17 protein-coding genes are annotated in these 22,681 nt (G+C 57.0%); 5 read left to right on the top strand and 12 right to left on the bottom strand.

Annotated elements, in window-relative coordinates:
* The first annotated feature begins 3 nt into the window (after window positions 1-3).
* Together HK23_RS11055 and HK23_RS11050 are read left to right on the top strand one after the other, a co-directional pair.
* Window positions 4-1,527, top strand: coding sequence for an efflux transporter outer membrane subunit (locus tag HK23_RS11055; protein WP_086654059.1), 1,524 nt, complete (start codon window positions 4-6; stop codon window positions 1,525-1,527).
* A 10-nt stretch (window positions 1,528-1,537) separates the two neighbouring features.
* Window positions 1,538-2,272, top strand: coding sequence for a pirin family protein (locus HK23_RS11050; RefSeq protein ID WP_086654001.1), 735 nt, complete (start codon window positions 1,538-1,540; stop codon window positions 2,270-2,272).
* Window positions 2,273-2,321: 49 nt separating this feature from the next.
* On the opposite strand, the gene HK23_RS11045 is transcribed toward HK23_RS11050, so the two are convergent.
* On the bottom strand, window positions 2,322-3,515 hold the full coding sequence (locus HK23_RS11045) for a low temperature requirement protein A (protein WP_218777707.1): 1,194 nt from the start codon (window positions 3,513-3,515) through the stop codon (window positions 2,322-2,324).
* A complete protein-coding gene (locus HK23_RS11040) occupies window positions 3,512-4,456 on the bottom strand; it encodes a LysR substrate-binding domain-containing protein (RefSeq protein WP_063907551.1) in 945 nt (314 codons plus the stop codon). Before HK23_RS11040 ends, HK23_RS11045 begins: the two co-directional genes overlap by 4 nt.
* A 119-nt stretch (window positions 4,457-4,575) precedes the next feature.
* Here HK23_RS11040 and HK23_RS11035 point away from each other — a divergent pair, with 119 nt between their 5' ends.
* Complete coding sequence (locus HK23_RS11035; RefSeq protein ID WP_086653999.1) at window positions 4,576-5,445, top strand: pirin family protein; 870 nt, start codon at window positions 4,576-4,578, stop codon at window positions 5,443-5,445.
* Window positions 5,446-5,479: 34 nt separating this feature from the next.
* Entirely contained in the window at window positions 5,480-6,067 is a 588-nt protein-coding gene (locus tag HK23_RS11030; RefSeq protein ID WP_086654058.1) for an NADPH-dependent FMN reductase, read from the top strand.
* 505 nt (window positions 6,068-6,572) lie between these two features.
* On the opposite strand, the gene HK23_RS11025 is transcribed toward HK23_RS11030, so the two are convergent.
* The 10 genes from HK23_RS11025 to HK23_RS10980 all read right to left on the bottom strand — a co-directional run bounded on the left by HK23_RS11025 (window position 6,573) and on the right by HK23_RS10980 (window position 21,126).
* Window positions 6,573-8,222 carry a phospholipase C gene (locus tag HK23_RS11025; protein ID WP_179193883.1) on the bottom strand — a complete coding sequence of 550 codons (1,650 nt, stop codon included), beginning with the start codon at window positions 8,220-8,222 and terminating at the stop codon, window positions 6,573-6,575.
* Window positions 8,223-8,488: 266 nt separating this feature from the next.
* Complete coding sequence (locus tag HK23_RS11020) at window positions 8,489-9,538, bottom strand: aromatic ring-hydroxylating oxygenase subunit alpha (protein WP_086653997.1); 1,050 nt, start codon at window positions 9,536-9,538, stop codon at window positions 8,489-8,491.
* A gap of 155 nt (window positions 9,539-9,693) precedes the next feature.
* The gene (locus HK23_RS11015; RefSeq protein ID WP_086653996.1) at window positions 9,694-10,230 is read right to left on the bottom strand and encodes an acetate uptake transporter; all 537 of its coding nucleotides are present in this window, start codon (window positions 10,228-10,230) and stop codon (window positions 9,694-9,696) included.
* A 146-nt stretch (window positions 10,231-10,376) separates the two neighbouring features.
* Window positions 10,377-11,669, bottom strand: a complete 1,293-nt coding sequence (locus HK23_RS11010; RefSeq protein ID WP_086653995.1) for an NAD(P)/FAD-dependent oxidoreductase — start codon at window positions 11,667-11,669, stop codon at window positions 10,377-10,379.
* A gap of 180 nt (window positions 11,670-11,849) precedes the next feature.
* Window positions 11,850-13,241, bottom strand: coding sequence for an NAD-dependent succinate-semialdehyde dehydrogenase (locus HK23_RS11005; protein ID WP_086653994.1), 1,392 nt, complete (start codon window positions 13,239-13,241; stop codon window positions 11,850-11,852).
* Window positions 13,242-14,018: 777 nt separating this feature from the next.
* Window positions 14,019-14,711 carry a TetR/AcrR family transcriptional regulator gene (locus tag HK23_RS11000; RefSeq protein WP_256940162.1) on the bottom strand — a complete coding sequence of 231 codons (693 nt, stop codon included), beginning with the start codon at window positions 14,709-14,711 and terminating at the stop codon, window positions 14,019-14,021.
* Between the two features lie 117 nt (window positions 14,712-14,828).
* Complete coding sequence (locus HK23_RS10995) at window positions 14,829-16,277, bottom strand: TolC family protein (protein WP_086653993.1); 1,449 nt, start codon at window positions 16,275-16,277, stop codon at window positions 14,829-14,831.
* Window positions 16,278-17,405 carry an ABC transporter permease gene (locus tag HK23_RS10990; protein ID WP_086653992.1) on the bottom strand — a complete coding sequence of 376 codons (1,128 nt, stop codon included), beginning with the start codon at window positions 17,403-17,405 and terminating at the stop codon, window positions 16,278-16,280.
* A complete protein-coding gene (gene rbbA, locus HK23_RS10985; protein WP_086653991.1) occupies window positions 17,405-20,143 on the bottom strand; it encodes a ribosome-associated ATPase/putative transporter RbbA in 2,739 nt (912 codons plus the stop codon). Before rbbA ends, HK23_RS10990 begins: the two co-directional genes overlap by 1 nt.
* A complete protein-coding gene (locus tag HK23_RS10980; protein WP_086653990.1) occupies window positions 20,143-21,126 on the bottom strand; it encodes an HlyD family secretion protein in 984 nt (327 codons plus the stop codon). The genes rbbA and HK23_RS10980 overlap by 1 nt, the downstream gene beginning before the upstream one ends.
* A 362-nt stretch (window positions 21,127-21,488) precedes the next feature.
* On the opposite strand from HK23_RS10980, the gene HK23_RS10975 reads away from it, so the two are divergent.
* The coding region (locus HK23_RS10975) for an NAD(P)-binding protein (protein WP_256940161.1) at window positions 21,489-22,681 on the top strand (1,193 nt) is incomplete at its 3' end.

Raw genomic sequence — 22,681 nt, 5'->3', positions numbered from 1 at the left:
GCCATGAAGCGCTTTCTTCTTGCCGGGTTTTCCATGGTGGCCCTTGCGGGCTGCACGGTCGGGCCGACGTATCACAAGCCGCAGGTGAAGGCACCTGCCGCATGGCGGGATACGCAGCCGCCAGCGGAAAGCCGCATCACCACGGCCTCCACAGATCCGCAATGGTGGAAACTGTTCAACGATCCCGCTTTGACGAAGCTGGAAAATGAGGTTGCGTCCTCCAATCTGGACCTGAAAGCGGCCAGCCTGCGCCTGATGCAAAGTCAGGCGGAACGGCGCATTGCCAGTGCCGCGCAGATGCCGCATGTGGAAGCCAATGCCTCCTATGGGCGGGAGCGGGCCAGCACGAATGGCGTGCTGGGGCTGCTGGGCACCATGGAGCGGGAGCAGGCGGGCACTATTGCCTCCGGCTCACAGGGGTTTGGGCCGACGGCGTTGCCGGGGAGCGTGGGCAATCCCTCCTTTAACCTGCCGCAATACGGTATGAATGCCTCATGGGAAGTGGATTTCTGGGGGCATGTCCGGCGTCAGGTGGAAGCAGCCACAGCCGCCACGCAGGAAACCGAGGAAATGCGCCGCGATACGCTGGTCTCCCTGATGGCGGAGACGGCGCAGGATTATATCGATCTGCGGGCCACGCAAACGCAGGTTGGTATTCTTGAGCATAATATCGAGGTAGCCAGCAACAGCGTCCGGCTGACGAGCCTGCGGTTCCAGCAGGGGGCCGCAACGCGCCTTGATGTGGCAGAGGCGACAGGCCAGTTGCATACCTTCACCTCGCGTCTGGCGCCCCTTAAGGCGCAGGAAACACATATGCTGAATGCACTGAGTTTCCTCGTGGCGCGGGAGCCGGGGGCGCTGGATGCCGAGCTGGGTAAGCCTTCCGGCATTCCGTCTGTGCCCGCGGTTGTGCCGGTTGGGCTGCCGTCTGAACTGGCGGAGCGGCGGCCCGATATCCGCATGGCCGCAGACCATCTGCATGCGGCCACAGCGGCCATTGGTGTGGCAATTGCCGACTTTTTCCCACGTGTGACGCTCTCGGGCAGTCTGGATATTCAGGCGCTTCAGTTTAGTGGACTCGGGTCATGGGCCTCGCGCCAGTATGGCTTTGGTCCGACAGCGACCCTGCCGCTTTTTGAGGGTGGCCGTCTGACGGGCCAGCTGCATCTGCGCAAGGCTCAGCAGAAAGAAGCCGCCACATTATTTCAGCGCACGGTGCTGAAAGCCTGGCAGGAAATTGATGACGCTATGGCCGATTTCACCGCCGCCCAGAGACGGCGCGATGAACTGGCGGAAGCCGTGCATGAGAACGAGATTGCTGTGGAAACGGCCAAGACCCAGTATGTGCAGGGGGCATCGGATTTCCTGAATGTGCTGACTTTGCAGAATGCGCTGCTGTCCTCACAGAGTGCTTTGGCAACAGCTACAGCGCAGGTGGCGGGGGCTGTTACCCATCTCTATCGTGCTGTTGGCGGAGGGTGGCAGGATATCTATCCTGAAAAGACGCCTGCCAGAACGCCGGCTTGAGGGATACGCCATGATAACAGTGAGACGGGCCGCAACCCTTGGGTCTGCAAAGTCGGATACGCTAACGCTCCGGTGCCATTTTGCTTTTGCGGACTATCAGGACCCTGCGCATCAGCACGATGGGCGGTTGCGGGTTCTCAATCAGGGCGCGTTGCGTCCGTCCGAGGCGTATCATCTGGGGCCAGAATCATCGGTCGATCTGGTGACATGGGTGCGGGCCGGGAGTCTGACGGCGCAGATTGATGACTTTGCGTCGGAGGACATTCAGGCTGACGGACTGCATCTCATCAGCACCGGCTCAGGCTGCCAGAAACTGGCATGGCAGGCGGGGCCGGAGGGTGCATCTTTTCTCCAGTTCTGGTTTCTGCCGGATACGGATGAAGGGATGCCCCGGCAGGAAAGCCGCCTCAGTTTTCCGCAAGGGGAAGATGGGGGCTTTAGAATTCTGGCGTCTGGTTTCCCTGAAGACGATCCTGAGGAAAGTGAGATCATCACAGACGGCGCGCCGGTAGCTCTGAGTGCGGGGGCGCGCCTGCTGCATGCGGCTATTCCGGCTGGTGAGGGCGCAGCGTACAGCACCAGTGCAAGCCGTGACCTGTATCTGCTGGTGGTCTCGGGTGTTGTCAGTGTGGAAGATGCCGTGTTGCAGGCAGGGGATGCGGCTGCTGTAACGGATGTCAGAGATCTGACCGTGATGGCGCAGGAGGAGGCTGTTGTCTTGCTGACGGATGTGGCCTCCGCCTGACCGGGCGAGGAGGCTGGCCTCGTCTCGCCGGTGGTCAGGTATCTGGTTGTTACGGTGCTTTCCCGAAACAGGCTTTGCTCTGTGCAATTTTGCCGGAGCCGATAACGCTGATGATCAGAAACAGCGTCGTTTCGCAGAACGCCAGCATCCATAAGGGAAGCGACTGCCCGGCAAACCCGACCAGAAGCAGCAGAGCTACGCCGACCATCTGGCTGGAGGCCAGCCGGCGAGTGGCCACCCAGCGGTACGCGGTGCTGGCCAGCAGGTAGAGGGCGGGCCCGAGCGTCATGACCAGAGCAGGGGCACCTTTGGCTTCTTCGACCGGGTTTTCCAGCAGCATGTCCATAGCGACGGCGGTGACGATAATCCCGCCAATCAGAATGACGTGCAGATAATGGAAATAGGCTCCCATCCGGCCTGGATCGGAGGAACTGGTGATGGCGTGCTCGGCTTCCTCGCTGGAGGTTTCAAAATAGAGCCACCACATGGCCAGGGTGCAGAGAAAACTTGCGCCAAATCCGCCAAACTCAATCCATGACCAGTGCTCACTTTCCGCAAGGGAGAGACCGGAGGCCATGATGGTTTCCCCAAGGGCGACAATCACAAACAACTGGCAGCGTTCCACAATGTGGCTGCCTGAAATGGTCCAGTCTGACGTATGGGAGCGGCCCAGCCCCGGCAGCCAGAAGCCGAACATGGGAGAAAAATATTCGCACGCAACCCCGGCGGCCCACAGCGGCACGCGGGCTTCCGGTGAGGCAAGGCCACCCGCAATCCAGAAACAGGCCGCAATGATGCCCCAGCCCAGAATGCGGCGGTAATTGGGGGAGAGGGGGTGAGAGGCCGGGAGGCTGAACACAATAAACGCGGAGCGCCCCACCTGCATGAGGGTGTAACACAGCGCAAAGGCCAGCCCGCGCTCCCCAAAAGCCTCTGGTGCCGCAGCACCGCACACAAGGGCCAGTGCCATGGTGAGGAAGAGCACCCCGCGCAGGGCTGGCACTCGTGGGTCAAACCAGTTTGTCACCCAGCCGGTATATTGCCACCCAAGCCATGCCGCGAACCACAGGATGAGGGTTTGCAGGCCACCGAGCGGTGTCAGATGATGCAGCAGGCCATGACTGATCTGGGTGACAAGAAATACATAGACCAGATCAAAAAACAGTTCCTCATTCATCACGCGGGTATTGTCTGCTCCCGGCTGGCGCATGAGGGGATGAGATGAGGCATCCTGTGCAGTCATGAAGAACTCCGTTGAGAAGGGGGCGCCTTGAACGCTTCTGCGGCAAACCCGCGTTGCGTAGCACATTCCTGTGCCAGAAAATCAAGCAGGGCGCGCACGGCGGGCACAAGCCCGCGTCGGGACGGGAACACTGCGTGGATAATGCCTGCGCGGGGTTGCCAGCCGGGCAGAACCTGCACAAGCCGTCCGGCTTCAATATCCTGCCAGATCATCATGGTGGGGAGCTGCACAATCCCGCTGCCAATAAGGGCGGCCTCCCGCAGCACGGCCATGTCATCCGTGGCAAGGCGGGGTTCATGAAAGACGGTGGCAGTCTGCCCCTGCTGATTTTCCAGCAGCCAGGAATGGGTGCCGGGATGGGTTTTGAAGTCCAGACTGGGCAGGCCGTTCAGATCAGCTGGGGACGTGAGGGGCTTGGGCACCAGAGAGGGCGCGGCAATGAGGCATTGCGTGCTGGTGTCGAGCGTCCGCATGACGAGGTCAGACGGAGCAAGGGGCGGGAAGCGCACCCGGATGGCAAGGTCAAACCCTTCCTTCAGCACATCCACTTGCCGGTTGGTGCTTTCAAGCTGAAGGGTGACAGCGGGGTAGCGCAGCATGAAGCGCGCCAGTAATGCGCCGAATTGAAACGTCAGGAGAGCGACCGGACAGCTCAGCCGGATTTGCCCGCAGGGTTCGGCCTGAAGCTGGGCGACAGATTGTTCGGCAGTATCGGCGGCCGCCAGCATTGTCAGGCAGTGCTCGTAAAACCGATGCCCGGTTTCCGTCACGCTGAAATGGCGGGACGAGCGCTGGATGAGGCGCGTATGCAGGCGGTCTTCCAGCAGGCGCACCCGTCGGCTGAGCAGCGATTTCTGGTGGCCGGTAGCCCGTGCTGCCGCAGAAAAGCCGCCGTGTTTGACGACCTGCGCAAAATATTCAAAGTCGTTGAGGTCTCTCATCGTCCTGCCTGTGGAACGCATTGTTCGATTATACGCTCTTCCTGAGACAATAGGAGGAACGCATATTTCTTATCAAGCAAAGAGGCTGAAGCCTCCCGCAATCAGACAGGATGATGACAATGCAAAAGAAAATTCTTGGCACTTATGGGAATGACCGGGGGCACTGGGTGGGGGATGGTTTTCCTGTCCGCTCGCTGTTTTCCTACAATCAGTTTGGCACGCATCTCAGCCCGTTTCTGCTGCTTGATTATGCCGGGCCGCATGAATTCAAACCCACCGACGCACGGCGGGGCGTAGGCGAGCATCCGCACAAGGGGTTCGAGACCGTGACCATCGTTTATGATGGGGAGGTTGAACACCGGGATTCCTCTGGTGGCGGTGGTATTATCGGGCCGGGGGACGTGCAGTGGATGACGGCAGGCAATGGCGTCCAGCATGAGGAATTCCATTCTCCGGCCTATGCCAAAACTGGCGGCAGCTTCCACATGGTGCAGCTGTGGGTGAACCTGCCCGCAAAGGATAAAGCTGTGCCTGCGGCGTATCAGACCATCCTTGCGGGGGATATCCCGACTGTGCCTCTGGCCAGCAAGGCCGGGGCGCTGCGGATTATTGCTGGCGACTATGAGGGAACCCGCGGACCGGCCCGCATCTTTTCCCCACTGAACGTGTGGGACGGTGTGCTGCATGAAGGCGCGCAGGTTACGCTGAACCTGCCTAAAGGGCACAACGCGGCCGTTGTTTTGCTGGAAGGGCATCTGATTCTGAACGGAACGCAGGAACTCGGCGCAGCGCAGTTTGCGTTGTTGGAGCATGCGGGCGCTGAGGTGACGTTGCAGGCCTCCAGAGAGTCCAGCTTTCTGGTGTTGACGGGGGAACCGCTAAATGAGCCGATTGCAGGGTACGGACCCTTCGTTATGAACACGCAGGAGGAAATCCGGCAGGCGATTGAGGATTTCAATGCCGGGCGGTTTGGCGGCATTCACGCCTGATAAATTAAGAAAAATCATAAAAGGGAAAAAACTCATGACGCAGACTGTACCACTTCATTTCGTCACGCTTCTGGGGAGCCTGCGTAAAGGGTCCTTGAACGGCATTGTGGCTCGGACACTGCCTGAACTGGCTCCGGAAGGTGTGACCATTACGTCTCTGGAGTCAGTCGGGGAGTTTCCGCATTACGATCAGGATGTGCAGGAGCAGGGGTTTCCTGCTCCCGTTCTGGACATGGCAGAACAGATCCGTGCGGCGGATGGCCTGATTATTGTGACGCCGGAATATAATTATTCCATGCCGGGTGTTTTGAAAAACGCGCTGGACTGGCTATCCCGCGTGACGCCACACCCTTTGGCGCGCAAGCCTGTGGCGTTGCAGACGGTCTCTCCCGGGGCTATCGGCGGGGCGCGGGCGCAATATCATCTGCGGCAAAGTCTGGTCTTTCTGGATGCCTTTGTTCTGAACAGGCCCGAAGTGATGATCGGGCAGGCGATGAGCAAATTTGATACGGACCGGATGGCGCTGACCGACCAGCCAACCCGAGCTTATCTGACACGCCAGATTGCCGCTCTTGCTGATTTGGCGCGTCAGGTTGCTCCACGGAAGCCAGAAGACGTGTGAAAGCGGCCGGTTTGTAAAAATGTTTTTTAATGAGTGCTTAGGCAGACTTGGGGAGAGTGTGCGCTAAGTTTACCTGAGGAGTGGAAGCGTTGGGTTGTAGGCGGTGGTCGTATCCAGCCTATGCTATCGCTTAGTGCTCTGAGGTTACTGTGTCTTCCTGCTGCTGCACGCGGCATTGGCCAGCGGGTTGGTGCTGCGCGAACCATGATCGGTTACCAAAAGCCTGGGGTGTTCGCGCAGTAAGTAATGGATTGTTTTCAAAAGAAATTTTTGTAGCCGTCCATATTTTTCGGGAGAGGGTGCGTCATCACCTGAAAGGTTCGCGCAAAACACCTGATTTTGCCCGTTTCGATCTGGTGATATAGTCGCGGCGTCGCTCCCCGTGCAGAAGTGTAGAGAGGCACTCTCCTGCATGGGCGCTTTATGTCGTGATAGCTGTCTGTTTTTAATAGGAAAATCTCATGCTGGATGCTGTGTTGCATCCAGCATGAGACGCAGAAAAACTTTACTTGGAAGCTGACTGAGGAAGCGGCGTTCCTGTTTCAGGATCAAGCAGGAGAGGGGTAAGGCGCGGGGGCGCGTTGAAGTCGAACAGGTCGTTGAGGTCGTGGGCTACGGCATCAAAAGAGCCGCCACCAAGGCGCTGACCGTTCAGCCAGTTGTCCTCGATAAAGCGAGGAATGGAACTTTGGGTGATCTGGACGTGGCTGACTGCATTGCTGCGGGCCCACGGCGAGATGAGGATAAACGGGATGCGCGTGCCCGGCCCGCAACGTCCATTGACAGGCTTTCCTTCAACGCCGGCAAAAGGCGTCCCGGTCCCACAGCGTCCCGGACCATTGAGCTGGTCAGCTTCTGCATCAAACGAGCCGTGCTGAGGTTTGATAAAGGCATGGTCATACCAGCCGTCTGAGTCATCATAGGCAATAAGGATGGCGGTATCGCGCCATTCCGGCTGCTGTTGCAGCATGTTGACCAGCGGTACGATGCCTTGCTGTTCATCCAGCGGGTCAGAATAGCCTGCATGACCATCCTGAAACGCCGGCAGTTTGATGAAAGAGACAGCCGGAAGACGATGGGCCGCGACAACAGCTTTGAAGTCTTCCAGATCATATTCATGGTTGGCAGGGTCGGGTGTTTTACCATCTGCACTCAGGGTATGGCCAATGGCGGCGAGTGAGCTGGGGCGTGCGTGTGTGGGGTTTGCCGTGCTGGCGTAATACTGGAACCAGTTGTGGTGTGAAATGTAGTCTGTAATCATTTCATGCACGACGGGGGAGTACGTCGCGCGCTGGCAGCCTGTTGTGCCGTCACTATTCTTGGTCTGAAGGTTGAAGCCGCCCATAAAACCGCCCCAGGAGACATTCCCGGCTGTCAGCAGATCACCGATATTTTTACCGGTCATCATCACCTGATTGCCTTTGACGGAGCAGACATCCCCGGCCGGATCAATATCATTGATCATGGTCCAGCCGCCCTGACCATCCGCGATATACGGAGAGACAGCGTCTTTGGTGGAGGGCTTTTGGGTGGTGGCAATAATTTTCATGCCATTAGTCTGGCCAGATACGGCCTCCAGAGCGCCGGGAGTGGAGGGGCCGTAGGTGTCCGTATAGGCCGCATCGCTCATGGCAAAACGCTGGGCATAATTCCACAGCGCGGTGACGGTATTGCCGTCAAAATAGCCCATGACCTGCCCTCGGGTGGCAAATGCTCCCGTGCCGCCTGACGTGCCGCGGCCAGTATAGCGGGGGAACAGGTCGGCATGGCCGTCATGATAGGCCATCTGTTCAGCTGTATAGAGATGGTTCTGGTCTGCGGTGCTGGCCTGTGTGCGGTCTAGCCGAAACGGAAGCGCCGCATTTTTTCCGTTCTCCGGGTTTGTATTCGGGTTTGTTTCCAGCAAATGCGCACTGAGCAGGGTATTGGCGTGCGGCGTTTGGGGAGAGGCCGTGAAAGCGGGTTCTCCTGCCGGATTGGCCGCCACGGGATAAGTGCCGAAGTAATGATCGAACGCGACGTTTTCCTGATAGATTACGACCAGATGTTTGATTGGCGTTTTGGTCGTCGTGTCAGGCTCGGCTGCCCATGCGGAAGAGGCGAGTGTCAGCAGTGATGTGCTCAGGCACAAAATGCTGCAAAAAGTTTTGAACATGGACATCCCTGCAAAATAGGCTTCAACGCGGCGCTTATAGCATAAGGTCTCCTCTCTGATGAAGAACGGAATAAAGGACGATTTCTATAAAAATTCAGGCATCTTTACAGGGGGATGAAGGTTCTTTGAGAAAATAAGCGATAAAAAGGTGAGTGTGAAATTTCAAAAAACGTTAACATTACTTGCATGTAAGGAAAAATGCGCGGCCAGTTATACACACCCCTTCTGGGGAAGGGGTGAAGGTGAGCAGGCCTTTATAAGAATGTTCAGGATGTAAAGAACTGGCTCAGGCCAATGTTGCGTAACGCCCGGCGGTAGGCGATGGAGCTACGGTCTGCCATGACGTGCACTTCCAGCGATGTATCCAGCGGCAGGTTTTCCGGTTTCTGTGCTTCGACCAGTGCGCGGTCTTCTTCAAAAACCTTACGGTTAAAATCGTAAACATCCTGCACAGGGAGTGTTGTATCAAAGTTACGGCAGATAGGGGCGAACATGCGAGTTTTGCGGGCAGAAACAGGCGAGGCGGCGTTCATAATTACCAGCCGTTTCTCCTCTGGGAAATGAATTTCCAGCGTTGCCGTAAAAGGCACATGCACCCGGAAGTGGCGCAGCCATTCAAACCCGCTCCCTTTATGGTCCTTATGCCCCACCGGATAGTTGCTCACATCGCTACGATATTCGGCCTCAAAGCCATAAGGGGTGATTTTGGGCATGTAAGAAGGCACAACCGCGTTGTCCGGGTCTGCAAATGTTTCTGTATGCACAAAGGCAAAATGGGCGACGTCAATAAACCCCTCTACCTGTCGTCCTGCAAAGCCGCCAATATCTATCCACGGACAGGTAATTTGCTGAAATCCTGCGTCGTCCCAATGGGGCATGGTGGGAAGGCTGAGGTCTCCCCGCGGCCGCAGGCAGGTCCAGATCACGCCGTACCGTTCGACTGCGGGATAAGTGTGCAGTGTCAGGCGTTTCGGGATGGCATTGTCTGGTTGCGCAGGCACCTTCACACACCGCCCCTGCGCACCAAACTGGAAGCCGTGATAGGCACAGGCGACGGTCTGCCCGTTCCCTTTACCCATGCTGAGAGGCACGCCGCGATGGGGACAAAGATCATCCGCAATAACAATCTCATCCCCGGCCCGATACAGGACAAGCGGGGCGTCAAGTAGTGTTACACCCAGCGGTTTCTCTTCAAGCTCGCGCACAAGAGCGACCGGATACCAGTAAGACGCCAGAATAAGCCAGTCATCTTCATCAAAACTCAGATCACGGGGTAGTCTGGCGTGAGTCTTACTGGTGCTGGCGGATGTCGTCACGTCAAGGCTCCTGATGGGGCGAAGGCGAGGCGCTTTCGCTGGATCAGGTCAACTATGTCATTGATTATATTCTTATGGATATACTCGTTTTACGTTGTGGCCATTCTGGAAATGAGAGCAGGCGAAGAAGGCGCTCAATACCGTGTCTAACGGGGTTATTTTTGCACCTGCAACAGTTCTTTGCCCGCCAGATAGATGGCGGAAAATCCGCAAACAAGCCCTTCAAAGCCAGCAATGGTGGTGAAAATAGCCTGACCCGTAAATTCTCCGGCTGCAAGCAGCAGGAAGAGAATGACCAGTGTGGCAAAAATAACCTGCAATTCCCGCGATGCTCTGAGTGTGGCGATAAAGAGGATTGCAGTAAAAAAGCCCCATATAAGCAGATAACTACCAATGAGGGCGGGGGAGGACGCTGCGATCACCCCAAAATGGGGCAGAACAATAAGCAGGACAAAGGAAATCCAGAACGCGCCAAAGGAGGTAAAGGCCGTCAGCCCAAACGTGTTGCCGTTGAAAAATTCCAGTATCCCGGCAAAAATCTGCGCGGCACCACCAAAAATGAGGCCCATGGCCAGAATAGCTGACCCCATGGAAACCAGCCCGGCATTATGAAGGTTGAGGAGAACCGTCGTCATGCCAAATCCCATCAGACCCAGCGGGCCGGGATTGGCGTAGAGTTTTTCGTTATTCACCGGATTTATTCCTGTTTCTTATTATTGTTATTCCTCATTCTATGGGCGCGTGATGGTGAAAGATATTAAAATTCGATTTTGTGCCGATCACATTCTGGATTGCTCACAAACCTGTCAGGATACGGGTTCGTCTGGGGGCTGAGTGCTTAATCCAGACGCACGGGCGGCCGGATGATGGTTTCCACCCAGTCGGCAAAAATGGAAGCCATACCGCGGAAGACCCCGAACAGTTCCATCTGGTGCCTGCGATACAACATGATGTGGCCCATCCGGGCGGAAAGCCCGTGCAGGAGACCGCCTCCTACGACGCGGCCTCCCGGAAAAGCGGCCCAGCCATTGTAATTGCCAAGAGCGACAATAGCCCCTTTGTTATGGAAGATACAGGAGGGAACGGGCTTCCCCTGTTCCAGCCAGGCGGGCAGATGTGTGGCCAGATGGCAGGCCTGCTGCCGCGCCACCTGGGCCGTGGCAGGCAAAGGCTCCTCGGCAATAAAGGAGCAGTCACCCATGGCAAAAATCCTGTCATCATCCACAGAGCTCAGATTGGGGTTCACCACAATCTGTCCGGAACGGCTGAGGGAAAGACCGCCATAGGCCTTGGTGACTTCGGGGGCTTTGACGCCTGCCGCCCAGACCCGCAGAGTGGCGGAAACGTGAGAGCCGTCCTTGAGGGTAAAGCCGGTCGCATCTGCCGCGGCAACGCGGGCCGAGGTGCGGACATTCACGCCTAGCCGTTCAAGTTCCTGCTGTGCTGCGGCTGAGACGGATTCAGGAAAGGCGGGGAGGATGCGCGGGCCGGACTGGAGCAGCGTGACGCTGAGTTTTGGCGGGGCTTTGCCAAAGGCATGCAGGCTGACCGGGTCCACAATTTCCAGAGACTTGTGGAGTTCCGCAGCAAGCTGTGTGCCGGTGGCCCCGCCGCCTACAATGGCAATATCCAGCTTGGAACTATTGGCAAAGGACTTGAGAATTTCCATTCTGAACTTCTCATTGAAAGCATTGGCTTCAACAAGATTATCAATAAACAGGCAATGCTCTGTTACGCCGGGGGTACCAAAATCATTGGCGCAACTGCCGACAGCCAGAACAATGGCATCATACGTCATGGTGCGGCTTTCCAGCACTTTAGTGCCGTCAGACGCATGGAAAGGGCTTAAAACAACCTCGCGTTTGGCGCGATCAACCGAAATGACCTCACCGGGCCAGAATTCAAAATGATGCTGACTGGCCTGAGAGATAAAGCTGATCCGATCATTTTCATTCAGCACCGTGCCGGCTGCAAAGCAGTGCAGCATGGGTTTCCAGACGTGCGAGAAGCTTTTATCAATCAGCGTAATGCGTGCTTTACCTTGCCTGCCAAGCGTTTTTCCTAAACGTGTTGCAAGAGCCAGCCCCGCCACGCCGCCACCAACAATCAGAATTTCAGACCTGGGTGCCATGAGTTTTACGTGCCTCTTTTGAGAAAGTCAGCCGAAGGATGGTTTTTGGGAAAAGGCTTTGCGCGCAAAGGATCGGTTCATGAAACGCGAGGTCTCATGAATAAAAAGACTGTTTAATTTTTATGGAGAGCGACTGTGTAGAAAGGCAGGCCCCGTAAAGGGACCTGCCGGTAAGCGTGATCAGGCCGGAGCGTCGATGTCGACGATGTTAATCAGCTTGTGGTTGACGAATTCCTTGATGCCAAGGCCAACCAGCTCGCGCCCGAAACCGGAGCGTTTGATCCCGCCAAAGGGCAGATCTGCCTTGGGGATCAGCGGGTGGTTGATGTTGACCATGCCGGTGCGGATCTTGGCTGCAACGCGGGCGCCACGGGCTTCATCTTTGGTGAAGACAGAGCCGCCGAGGCCATACGGGGAGTCATTGGCGATGCGGATGGCGTCTGCCTCATCCTTGGCGTGGTAAAGCTGCGTCACGGGGCCGAAGAATTCCCAGTGGCGGGCTTCATTCTCACCGTCCAGACCGGTCATAAGCAGCGGACGGAAGAAGGTGCCTTTTTCCGGCACTTCCGGACCAATGGCTTCAACCTTGGCACCATGCTTGATGGCTTCTTCAACCTGACGGTGCAGGTCTTCAACCGCAGCGCGGGAGCAGAGCGGAGCCAGCGTGGTGGACGCGTCCATCGGGTCACCAGCTTTCAGCTCGGCAACGCCTTTTTTGTAGAGGTCCAGGAAGCGGTCATAAATCGCATCAGCCACAATCAGGCGCTTGGCGGACACACAGACCTGGCCAGCGTTCCAGTGGCGACCCATGACAGCCCATTTAGCAGCTTTTTCAACGTCTGCGTCATCCAGAACGACGAAGGCGTCTGCGCCACCGAGTTCCATCATGGATTTTTTCAGGGCTTTACCGGCAACGCCAGCAATGATGGAGCCAGCACCTTCAGACCCTGTCAGCGCCACACCGCAAACGCGGGGATCTTCCAGGATCATGGCCGTGTGAGAACGGGCCGTGTAGAGGTTGCGGAACAGCCCTTTGGGCAGCCCGGCTTCAAGCATCAGCGCTTCACACGCGGCAGCGCACTGCGGCAGGTTGGACGCATGCTTGAGGATGACTGCGTTACCGGCTGAAAGCTGCGGCGCGATGATGCGGACGACCTGATAGAACGGGAAGTTCCACGGCTCAATGGCGAACACAATGCCGAGCGGCTCATGCACAAGCACGGCTTTGCCGGTTGCCGGATCGGCTACGGGCAGAGCTTCCGGCTTCAGAAGTTCTTCGGAATATTTTGCGTAATATTCAAAAATTTCGGCTGAAAGGATGACTTCTGCTTTGGATTCAGCAAACGTCTTGCCCATTTCAAGCGTGCCGAGGGCGGCATATTTATCAACATCACGCCGCAGAATGGCGGCGGCGGCGTTTATAATACGTGCACGTTCAGCAAAAGATGTGTCACGCCATTTTTCAAAGGCAGCGTGGGCTTCAGAAAGGGCAGTCTGAACTTCCTGATCTGTTGCTTCAGGAAAAGTGGCAACCACTTCCTCTGTATAAGGGTTCGTTGTCGCGTAAGCCATTAGTACCTCATAAAAACTCAAAAACAGGAAAAGGAGAGCGATCCCGCTGCTGCGGTATCCGATCAGGACGAGCAGAGTGAGACACGCTGCATCATCGCCAACCCTTAGGCCTGAGAAAAATATAGACCGGTCACTTTCAGGCAGAAAGGGGGTGCGCTTCTGCAATACCCGTGGAGGGGGAGCAAAAGGGGGCCTCGCTCACTGCTGCTGCAAACCGTTCCGTTGCTGTTTGTCTATATATGAGTGGATACAGACATGGTCAATCTATAAATAATATGGGATTTTTGATAACACTTAATCTGAATCAGTATGGAAATAACGTCCTTATTCGCATAATATCATAAATTCGTGATAACAATGACATTATTTTAACGCGTCTGATGTGTATGAATTTTTAGTATTTCTATGTCCCACAATTTCGTGATCATTTATTTACAGGGTATTTAATATTTTATTCTGTTGTTTTATCTTCTGTGAAGTTTTTGTGGAAGAACGAAGTTCGATGCTTTGAAGGGCGCAGTAGAATAAAAAGAAATCGATCCATTCGTTTTTTTTATCTAACGAGTGCGGCAGATCGTGTCGATTTTTCTCTGATCCGGGACAGAAATGCCAAGATCAGCAGAGTGAAAGAGATGTTCTCTGTCTTCCCTGAGGGCTTAATGCGGTAAAATATGCACGTTTTCTGTATATAAATAAATATAGACAAAGCTGCACTTCAGAACGGCCGTTTTGTAGATTGGCGCTATTTCAACAGCGGTAACGGGCAGATGGCTTTGTTTAGTCCGTGGACTGTTTATCAGAGAGAAATGCGGTTGCCCCCCGGACATTCCCTGCTGCCATGCAGCCGGAGATGCGGGCTGTCTCATCAATATCCAGCAGCGGGTTGCGCGCCATATAGAGCAGGGATTCAAGGCCCATTGTCAGGAGGGTGGCCGCAATAAAGCTCAACCGGTCTGGTGAGATGGTTTTAATCGGCATCAGGCGCAGAATATTCTGCTTGAGGTCCTCCAGCATGTCCCGCGTTTCCTTCATGGTGAACAGGCGGGCGCGGATATGATGCTGGTTGAGTTCAAAAAAGCGCGGTGCGCCGTTAATGCTGATCAGCTCGCGCAGAACGGCCTCGTGGCTTCTGGTGAGCATCTTTTCCAGATCATCCGTGGGGCAACGCGATTGCTGGACAATGTGCCTGACGCGATCCGCAACTTTGATCAGCAGAATGTCAAAGATTTTTTCTTTGGTTTTGTAATAATTATAGAAGCTGCCGGGGGAAACATTGCTCAGAGAGACAATGTCTCGCACCGTAGCCGCATCCAGCCCGATGGTTGAAAACACATTCCACGCCGCACGCTCAAAAGCCTCCTCTTTGAAGGCTCTCGTCATTTCTCTCTTCTTGGAGGTCCGGTAGGCCTTCCGTTTGGCAGGCGCTTCTGCTGGGGCGTCCTGGGGAGAGGGCTGCTGGTTGGTGCTCAACTCTTTTTAGGCTCCTTCAGGCCTTATCAGGCTGCGTGACGGGTTGGATCTTATTCAATCCCTGAATAATCTTTGTGTTCCAATGTCATACGGAAAGCAAGCGGGATGCTGTTTGGATTATGACGGGAACTGACTACTCCATCCGCCCCCCAGAGCACGGGCCAGCTGAATGGTGCTCAGAGCCTGCCGCGTCTGCGCGCTCACCAGATCATCCTGCGCGGTAATCTTCTTGATGCGCGTTGTCAGTACGTCCTGCATGGTAAACTGGCCACCTTCATACAATCCACGGGCCTGAGAGCTTGCCTGCGTGAGTGCCGTGACTTCTGCCATCAGGCTGGCGATGTTCTGGTCTGCGCTGCTCCGGCTTTCATACGCATCTTCCACCTCCGCCAGAGCCGTCAGAACAGTCTGGTCATAAGTGGCGAGAGCCTGATGGAGCTGAGCATCGGAGGCACGGATTTTGGCCTGTATCCGCCCGGCGGTGAAAATGGGCAAATAGGCATTCACTGCCATCAGGCCACCAGTGCTGGAAACGCCGGGAATGCCGTCAAACCGCAGGCGACCATCCCCGCCAAAAAATTCCAGGCCGAAGCGGGGCAGGAGGTCGGTCTTGGTGCTGATGAGCCGTTGCAGATTGGCTTCCAGAACATGCTTTTCCAGCCGGACATCCGGTCTGCGCTCCAGAACGGTGGAGGGGAGTTCGGTCGCCGGCGGGGCAGGGACGCGGTACTGAGCCGGCGTGGAAAGATCAGGCGCCTGTTCTGGCGGCTGGCCGGAGAGAATGGCCAGTCGATGGCGGCATGCATCCAGAGAGGAGACCAGCATGGGGCGCTGCGCCTGCACCTGCGCAATCTGGCCACGGATAGTTTCCAGGTCAGCCTGCGTGGTCTGGCCAGCATCAAAGCGCCCTGAGGCGTAGCGCAGGAGAGACTGAAGCGTGCTGACAGACTGGTCCAGCAATACAATCCGCTGTTGCAGGCCCCGCGCCGTGACGTAATTGGCCGCAACGTCCGCAGCAATCGCCATGTGGGTGCCGTGCAGCATCTCTTCCGAGGCCAGCGCCATCTGTTTTGCGCCGCGCTTTTTGGCCAGATTACCACCCCAGATATCCGGCTCCCACGCCATGGTGATGCCTGCAAGGTGACCATCCGTTGCGGGGTCCTGAATATTCGGGGCCGCCATTTTCATCAGCGGCGGAACGGGGTGCCGCCAGTCCACCCCACCGCCCATCATGCCAGCCGTGGCGCCAATGGTTGGATATAGGGCGGATTTGGCCATCTGGGTATAAGCGCGGGATTCTTGCACGCGGGCCTGCGCGACACGAATATCCGGGTTGGCGGCCAGAGCCTGCTGCACAAGCTGGTTCAGAAGCGGGTCCTGCCAGGCTGTCCACCATGCTGTGAGATCCGTAGCCTGAGTGGAGGCCGGAGCCTCTGTAAACTGGGCTGGCACAGAGACCGTGGACGCGGGCATCTCGGTCTTGAAGGGTGAGCAGGCCACAACGCCCGAGCACAGGAGCGTGGTGAGCAGCAGGCGGGCGGAAGGTGCTGAAAAAGACATCGGCATTCAGTCCTGACGGGCAAGCATGGAGCGGAAGCGGAGCAGCGCCATGGCAAGAAAAAGAGTGGAGGAGAACACAATGGCCAGCAACGAGGGCCAGATACTCTCAAGGCCAGCACCGCGATACAGGATGGATTGTGAGATTTTCACGAACTGGGTCGTGGGGAAGAAGCGCACGAGGGACTGCACAAGGTCCGGCATGCTTTCCACCGGTGTGGCCGCCCCGGAGAGCAGATAAGCCACGGCATAAACAGGCACCACCAGCAGCCCGAACTGCGGCATGTTGGGGGCAATGGTAGCCAGCATCATGCCCAGAGAGGTGACGGAGAAAAGATACAGAATGAGGCAGGCAGCAAACAGAAGCTGGCTGCCCGCAATGGGCACGCCAAGCCACAGATGCACCGTCAGCCAGAGGGAGAGCAGGCTGGCAACAAGGATGACTGCGCCATTGGCCAGAATTTTACCCACGGCAATCTGACTGGCGGAGACGGGCAGCACCAGCAGATGCTCAATGGTGCCGTGTTCCCGCTCACGGATAACGGCCGCGCCAACCAGAACAATAGAGAGAACCGTCGCGTTAGTGACAACCTGCATGACGGAGGTGAACCATGCGGACTCACTATTGGGGTTAAAGCGGATGCGGCTTTCCCCGTGGAAGGGCATCAGCCTGGTCAGGTCTGGCGAATGCAGCTGAGCCTGTATTTCGCCCATAAAGATCTGCTGAAGATAGACGGCACCAAGCCCGGCCTGCGTCATAGCCGTGGCATCAATCAGTTCCTGTATGTCCGGGGTGCGGCCTGCCAGCGTGTCCGCCTCAAAACGGGGCGGGATATCAATCACGAAGTTATAGGTGCCGTTATCCATCCCCGCCTTGCTGTGGGCGCGGTCTGTCAGGGTTGGTGGCTTGAAGTATGGCGGCAGCACTACGGAGCGGAGCTGGCGGGAGAGGGCGGAGTGGTCCTCATCAATAAACGCCACCGTGGCGTTGGAGACGTCAATCTTCACGCCGTGTGCGACCAGCACAATGGCGACGGAGAACGAGAAGACAATTAGCCCCATCAGGACAAAGTCCCGCATCAGGCTGTAGAATTCCTTGCGGCACAGCAGGCCGACATTCATGACCCAGCGCAGCATTATGAATCCTGCTTCTTGAGGAAAAGGCGTGCGCCCAGCATGTAAACCGCCGCAAAAGTGCCAAGAGCAGCATACATGGAGAGGAAAGAGGTAACCCCCAGCCCCTTTGTGAAGCTGCCCAGACAAATGAGCTGGAACCATGAGGCCGGGAACGTCTCGGCAAGGTAGTACGTCACGCCCGTAAGGGTGGAGATGGGGTAAAGCAGCCCGGAGAAGTTGGCGGACATAATCAGGCAGATAATGGCTGTGCCGAAAATGGCCGCGACCTGAGAGCTGACGAAGGTTGAAATCAGCAGTCCCAGCCCGGTGCAGGCCTGAATATAGAGCAGTGCCCCGATCGTCAGGCCAATGAACGAGCCTTTGAGCGGCACGCCCAGTACAGTGACGGACAGCACGACAAGCACCAGATAGGCGATGATAGCCAGCGCCACGTAAGGCAACTGCTTACCCACCAGATATTGCCCGGAACTGGCCGGGGAGGCGTAGAGGTTCATGATGGAGCCAATCTCCTTCTCCCGCACCACGCCAAGGGCTGTCAGCATGGTGGGGATCAGGATCAGGGCCAGCATGATGGTGCCCGGCGTCATGGCGTAAATGCTGCGGAATTCCTGATTATAGACAAAGCGCGGGATAATATGGACGGGTGTCAGATGTGCCGTGGCGGAGGGTGGCAGGGTTTTCTGCATACTGGCCGCGTAGGTCAGCAACACGGCATCCACATAGGCGCGGACGTTGGCGCTGAGGAACGGCATTGCGCCGTCAATCACCACGCCGACTGTCGGGTTGCGGCCTGCGGCCAGATCTCGCCCGAAGCCATCCGGAATATCCAGCCCGAGGGCGACTTTCCCTTGCCGAATACGTGTTTCCACCGTTTCGCGGTCTGGAGAATAGGCGGTCTCATGGAAATAGTGCGACCCGCGAAACTGCTCGACAAGCTCCCGGCTGGCATGGGTGTGATCATAATCCGCCACGGTGTAGCGAATGGTATTGATGTCAAACGAGACGCTATAGGCCGAGATAAGCAGCAGGATGGTCGGGCCAAGGATGGCGAACATCAGGCGCAGGCGGTCACGCGTCAGTTCCACGGCCTCTCGGCGGGCAAAAGCCCAGCAGCGTGAGAACCAGCGAATATAGGAGGGGATTTTTCGCCCCGGAGCGGTGCTGGCCGGAGCCTGTTGCTGTGGCGTGCTGGCGGCGTTGACGCTGTTGCCGGCATGCTCAAGGAACGTGATGAACGCATCTTCCAGCGTAGCAGCATGGGCTTCCTGAATGATCTCAGCCGGGGTGCCCATAGCCAGCACTTTCCCTTTGTCCATCAGGGAAATGCGGTCACAGCGTGCTGCTTCATTCATGAAGTGGGTGGAGACAAAAATGGTCACATGCTGATCGCGCGAGAGGGCGACAAGATGCTTCCAGAACATGTCTCGCGCAGCCGGGTCCACGCCGGAGGTGGGTTCATCCAGAATAAGAATGTCGGGGGAGTTGATGCAGGCTGCGGCAAGTTGCAGGCGTTGCCGGATACCGAGTGGCAGACCCGTCGGGCGGCTGTCGGCGTGCTCATCCAGCTTGAAGCTTGAGAGCATTTCTGCGACGCGCTTTTTTGCCTCCGCAACCGGCAGGCGGAACAGTTCCGCCTGAAGCATCAGGTTCTGCCGGACGGTCAGTTCCTCATACAGAGAGAACCCCTGCGACATGTAGCCAATGCGCATGCGCGTAGACATGTCTCCCGGTGTCACCTTGCGGCCAAACAGGGTGGCCGTGCCGCTGGTAATGTCCAGCAGTCCGGTGAGCATCTTCATGGTGGTGGACTTGCCGCAGCCATTGGAGCCAAGAAAGCCGAAAATCTCACCGCGCTTGATCCGGAAGCTGACGTTATCGACCGCCTTGAAGGAGCCGAACTGACGGGTCAGATTTTCCGCATCAATAACGGGCGGGCTGCCATCATCCTGATACGGGGGGATGGTGAAGTCGGAAATTTCCTTCTGGTCGGCTTCCGGCAGCATGGAGGTATAGGCGGCCTCCACAGTGGTGGTGCCGGTCTGTTTCTTGACGTCCGCTGTGGGGGCGGAGGCCAGAATACGTCCGTCATTCATGGCCACCAGCCAGGAAAACCGCTCGGCCTCATCCATATAGGCCGTGGAGACAATCACGGTCATGGAGGGCCGTTCTGCGCGCATCTGGTCCACAAGCGCCCAGAACTGGCGGCGGGAGAGCGGGTCCACGCCGGTGGTGGGTTCATCCAGAATCAGCAGGTCTGGATTATGGACCAGAGAGCAGCACAGGCTGACCTTCTGCTTCATGCCGCCCGAGAGCTGACCCGCCGGGCGGTTGGGGAAGGGCGCAAGGCCGGTTGAGTCCAGCAGATGCGTAATACGGTTGGCGCGGGTGGTGGCATCCAGCGCAAACAGACGACCAAAGAAGTCGATGTTTTCCCGCACGGACAATGTTGGGTAAAGGTTTTTCCCCAGGCCCTGCGGCATGAAGGCGAGGCGGCTTAGAAAGGCTTCACGCTCGGCCTTGTTGCTCACATCCACGCCCAGCGTGTGAATACTGCCGGTTTGCAGGTGTCGCACACCGGCAATCAGCCCCAGCAGGGTGGATTTCCCAACGCCATCCGGCCCGACAAAGACGATGGTCTGTCCGGCAGGGAGGGTGAGAGAAACATCGTGCAGAACGTCGCGGCCATTATAGGCATGGCGCACGCCCTCTACACGGATTTCAGACGGAGGGGCGCTCATTACTCAGCGCTGCTCCGCTGGGCTGCGTTGGGCCATGCCGCATCCGGGCGCTGCCTGATATAGCCTTCCCCCGTCATGCCCGCTTTCAGAAGAGCGCCAAGATGCTGCTGCTCTTCCGGTGTGACGCGCAGTTTGACGCGATAGACAAGCTGCTCCCGCTCGGTCGCCGTTTCCACATATTTGGGGGTGAACTGGGCCTGACTATCAATGAAGGAGACGGTGGCCAGCACGGGAGAGGCGACACCATCAAACTTGATGCGGGCTTCATCCCCCACCTTAAGCGTGCTCATGGCGGCGGTCGGGAAGAAGAGGGTCATATACGGGTCAACCGGGTCCAGCATGGAATACACACGGCCGCCGGGTGCCAGCACGCTGCCGGGCTCCACAATGCGATATTCAATGCGGCCTGCGACAGGGGCGCGGATTGTCATATCATCCAGAACGGTCTGGATCTGCCGGACCTGTGCTGCGGCTCCCTCCTTTGCATGAAGGGCTTCCTGCACGCCCTGCGTTGCAGCGCGGACGGCAGCCTGAGCAGATGCAAACTGGGTGCGGCGCTGCGTGACTTCCATGTCAGAAACAAGGTTTTGCCGCCGCATGGTTTGCGCATGACGGAGCTCATCCTCCGCAAGGTGCAGAGAGGCCTGATGTGCGGACAGTTCCGCTGTGGCGCGGTCTGCCGCGCTGCTGGCGCGGCTTTGCTGGGCGGCAGCCTGATCATACTGGGCCTGCACGGAGGCGCTGTCTTCCTGCGCCAGAACCTGATTGGCGGCGACGGTATCGCCCTCATGCACCAGAAGTTTTGTGACCCGGCCGGGATATTTTACGGCTACATCCACGCGGGTAAATTCCAGCCGTCCGTTCCCGTAGAGGATGCCGTCAGGAACGCTTTCAGCCAGCTGGTGATGGTGCCATGCAAAGGCTCCTCCTGCGATTACAAGAAGGGAGGCGGCAATAATCGTGATTTTTACAGGAGCTTTCACAACAAACCTTGTATGGCAAAAAAGCGAATGGGTGATGAAAAGGTGTCATTTATGGAGGCGGCACTATGCTTAATTTATGACGGAAACGTCAAGTTATTATTCAGAACCTGATTGAACGCCATACGGAACCATTTAAGTCTGGATTGATAGCGGTTTCTCGCGGAAATATCGTTTTTTCTATGCCGCAATAATCCAGATCAATAAATCCATAAAAATTCTTCATTTTTCATAAAGTTGTAAAGTTGACAGAGTGTTCGTGTTTTATATGGTGGCACCCTGAATGACGTGTCGGGCGTGCCTGCTGCTGTTTTGCTCAGTGCCTTAAATTTTGTGCCGCACGCGACGGGGGAATGACAATGCCTATGAAGCTCCACGATATGACCCAGATTATGCAGGACACTGCGCGGCGGGGTGTGGGAAGCCGACGGTGGCAGCGGCCGGTTTACGAACATTTTCTGCCGCCTTGTAATCAGGCCTGTCCGGCGGGTGAGGATATTCAGGGCTGGCTTTCCCACGCGCAGGCTGGAGCGTATGAGGAGGCGTGGCGTGCGCTGGTGGCGAACAACCCCATGCCTGCTGTGCATGGGCGTGCCTGTTACCATCCGTGTGAGAGTGGGTGTAACCGTGGGTCTCTGGATGAGTCGGTCTCCATCCATGCGGTAGAGCGGTTTCTGGGCGATGAAGCACTCAAAAATGGCTGGACGTTTGAGTCTGCGCCTTCAACCGGCAAGAAGGTTCTGATTGTCGGCGCTGGCCCGGCCGGTTTGTCCTGTGCCTATCATCTGGCGCGGCAGGGCCACACGGTGGAAGTGCGGGATGCCGCAGCGGAACCGGGCGGCATGATGATGCACGGTATTCCGGCTTATCGTCTGCCCCGCACAGAACTCCAGCAGGAAATTGCCCGGATTACCGCCATGCCGGGCGTGACGCTGACATGCGGCGTGAAAGTGGAGGATCTGGCTAAAGCAAAGGTTGAGGGCGGGTTTGATGCCGTTTTTGTGGCTGTGGGCGCCCAACTGGCCAATCACCTGAACGTGCCAACCGGTGACGGTAAGCGTCTGGTTGATGCCGTCAGTCTGCTGGATGATGTCAGCGAACAGAAAAAGCCGCAGCTTGGCCGCGTGGTGGCCGTTGTGGGCGGTGGCAACGTGGCAATGGATGCCGCGCGCACGGCTGAACGCCTTGGCGCGAAAGATGTTGTGATCGTCTTCCGTTACGATAAAGACCATATGGAAGCTCTGCCCGGTGAGGCTGCGGAAGCCTTTGCCGAGGGTGTAAAAATTCGCTGGCTGAATGTGGTGGATCACTTCGGCGCGGACGGAATTACCGTTGAAAACGTGACCATGAATGCGGACGGCAGCGTCACGCCCACCGGCGAGACCACTATGCTGGCTGCGGACTCTGTCGTGATGGCGGTGGGGCAGCATAGTGATTTGTCCCTGCTGGCGACGATGCCCAAAATCACCGTGCAGAAAAACGACACGGTTGCGGTGGACGCCACCACGCTGATGACCGGTGAGGCCGGGATTTTTGCAGGCGGTGACTGCATTGGCGG

The sequence above is a fragment of the Acetobacter malorum genome (assembly GCF_002153605.1).
Taxonomy (GTDB): domain Bacteria; phylum Pseudomonadota; class Alphaproteobacteria; order Acetobacterales; family Acetobacteraceae; genus Acetobacter; species Acetobacter malorum_A.
Note: the sequence above shows the minus strand (reverse complement) of the source record. Positions and strands in the feature narration are given on the sequence as shown.

Coding starts and splice junctions, on each gene's coding strand:
- HK23_RS10990 (WP_086653992.1), bottom strand. CDS start 17,405: ATGCTGCGCTGGGTCATGAATGTCGGCCTGCTGTGCCGCAAGGAATTC.
- HK23_RS11055 (WP_086654059.1), top strand. CDS start 4: ATGAAGCGCTTTCTTCTTGCCGGGTTTTCCATGGTGGCCCTTGCGGGC.
- HK23_RS11030 (WP_086654058.1), top strand. CDS start 5,480: ATGACGCAGACTGTACCACTTCATTTCGTCACGCTTCTGGGGAGCCTG.
- HK23_RS11035 (WP_086653999.1), top strand. CDS start 4,576: ATGCAAAAGAAAATTCTTGGCACTTATGGGAATGACCGGGGGCACTGG.
- HK23_RS11050 (WP_086654001.1), top strand. CDS start 1,538: ATGATAACAGTGAGACGGGCCGCAACCCTTGGGTCTGCAAAGTCGGAT.
- HK23_RS11040 (WP_063907551.1), bottom strand. CDS start 4,456: ATGAGAGACCTCAACGACTTTGAATATTTTGCGCAGGTCGTCAAACAC.
- HK23_RS10995 (WP_086653993.1), bottom strand. CDS start 16,277: ATGCCGATGTCTTTTTCAGCACCTTCCGCCCGCCTGCTGCTCACCACG.
- rbbA (WP_086653991.1), bottom strand. CDS start 20,143: ATGAGCGCCCCTCCGTCTGAAATCCGTGTAGAGGGCGTGCGCCATGCC.
- HK23_RS11025 (WP_179193883.1), bottom strand. CDS start 8,222: ATGTTCAAAACTTTTTGCAGCATTTTGTGCCTGAGCACATCACTGCTG.
- HK23_RS11005 (WP_086653994.1), bottom strand. CDS start 13,241: ATGGCTTACGCGACAACGAACCCTTATACAGAGGAAGTGGTTGCCACT.
- HK23_RS11045 (WP_218777707.1), bottom strand. CDS start 3,515: ATGACTGCACAGGATGCCTCATCTCATCCCCTCATGCGCCAGCCGGGA.
- HK23_RS11010 (WP_086653995.1), bottom strand. CDS start 11,669: ATGGCACCCAGGTCTGAAATTCTGATTGTTGGTGGCGGCGTGGCGGGG.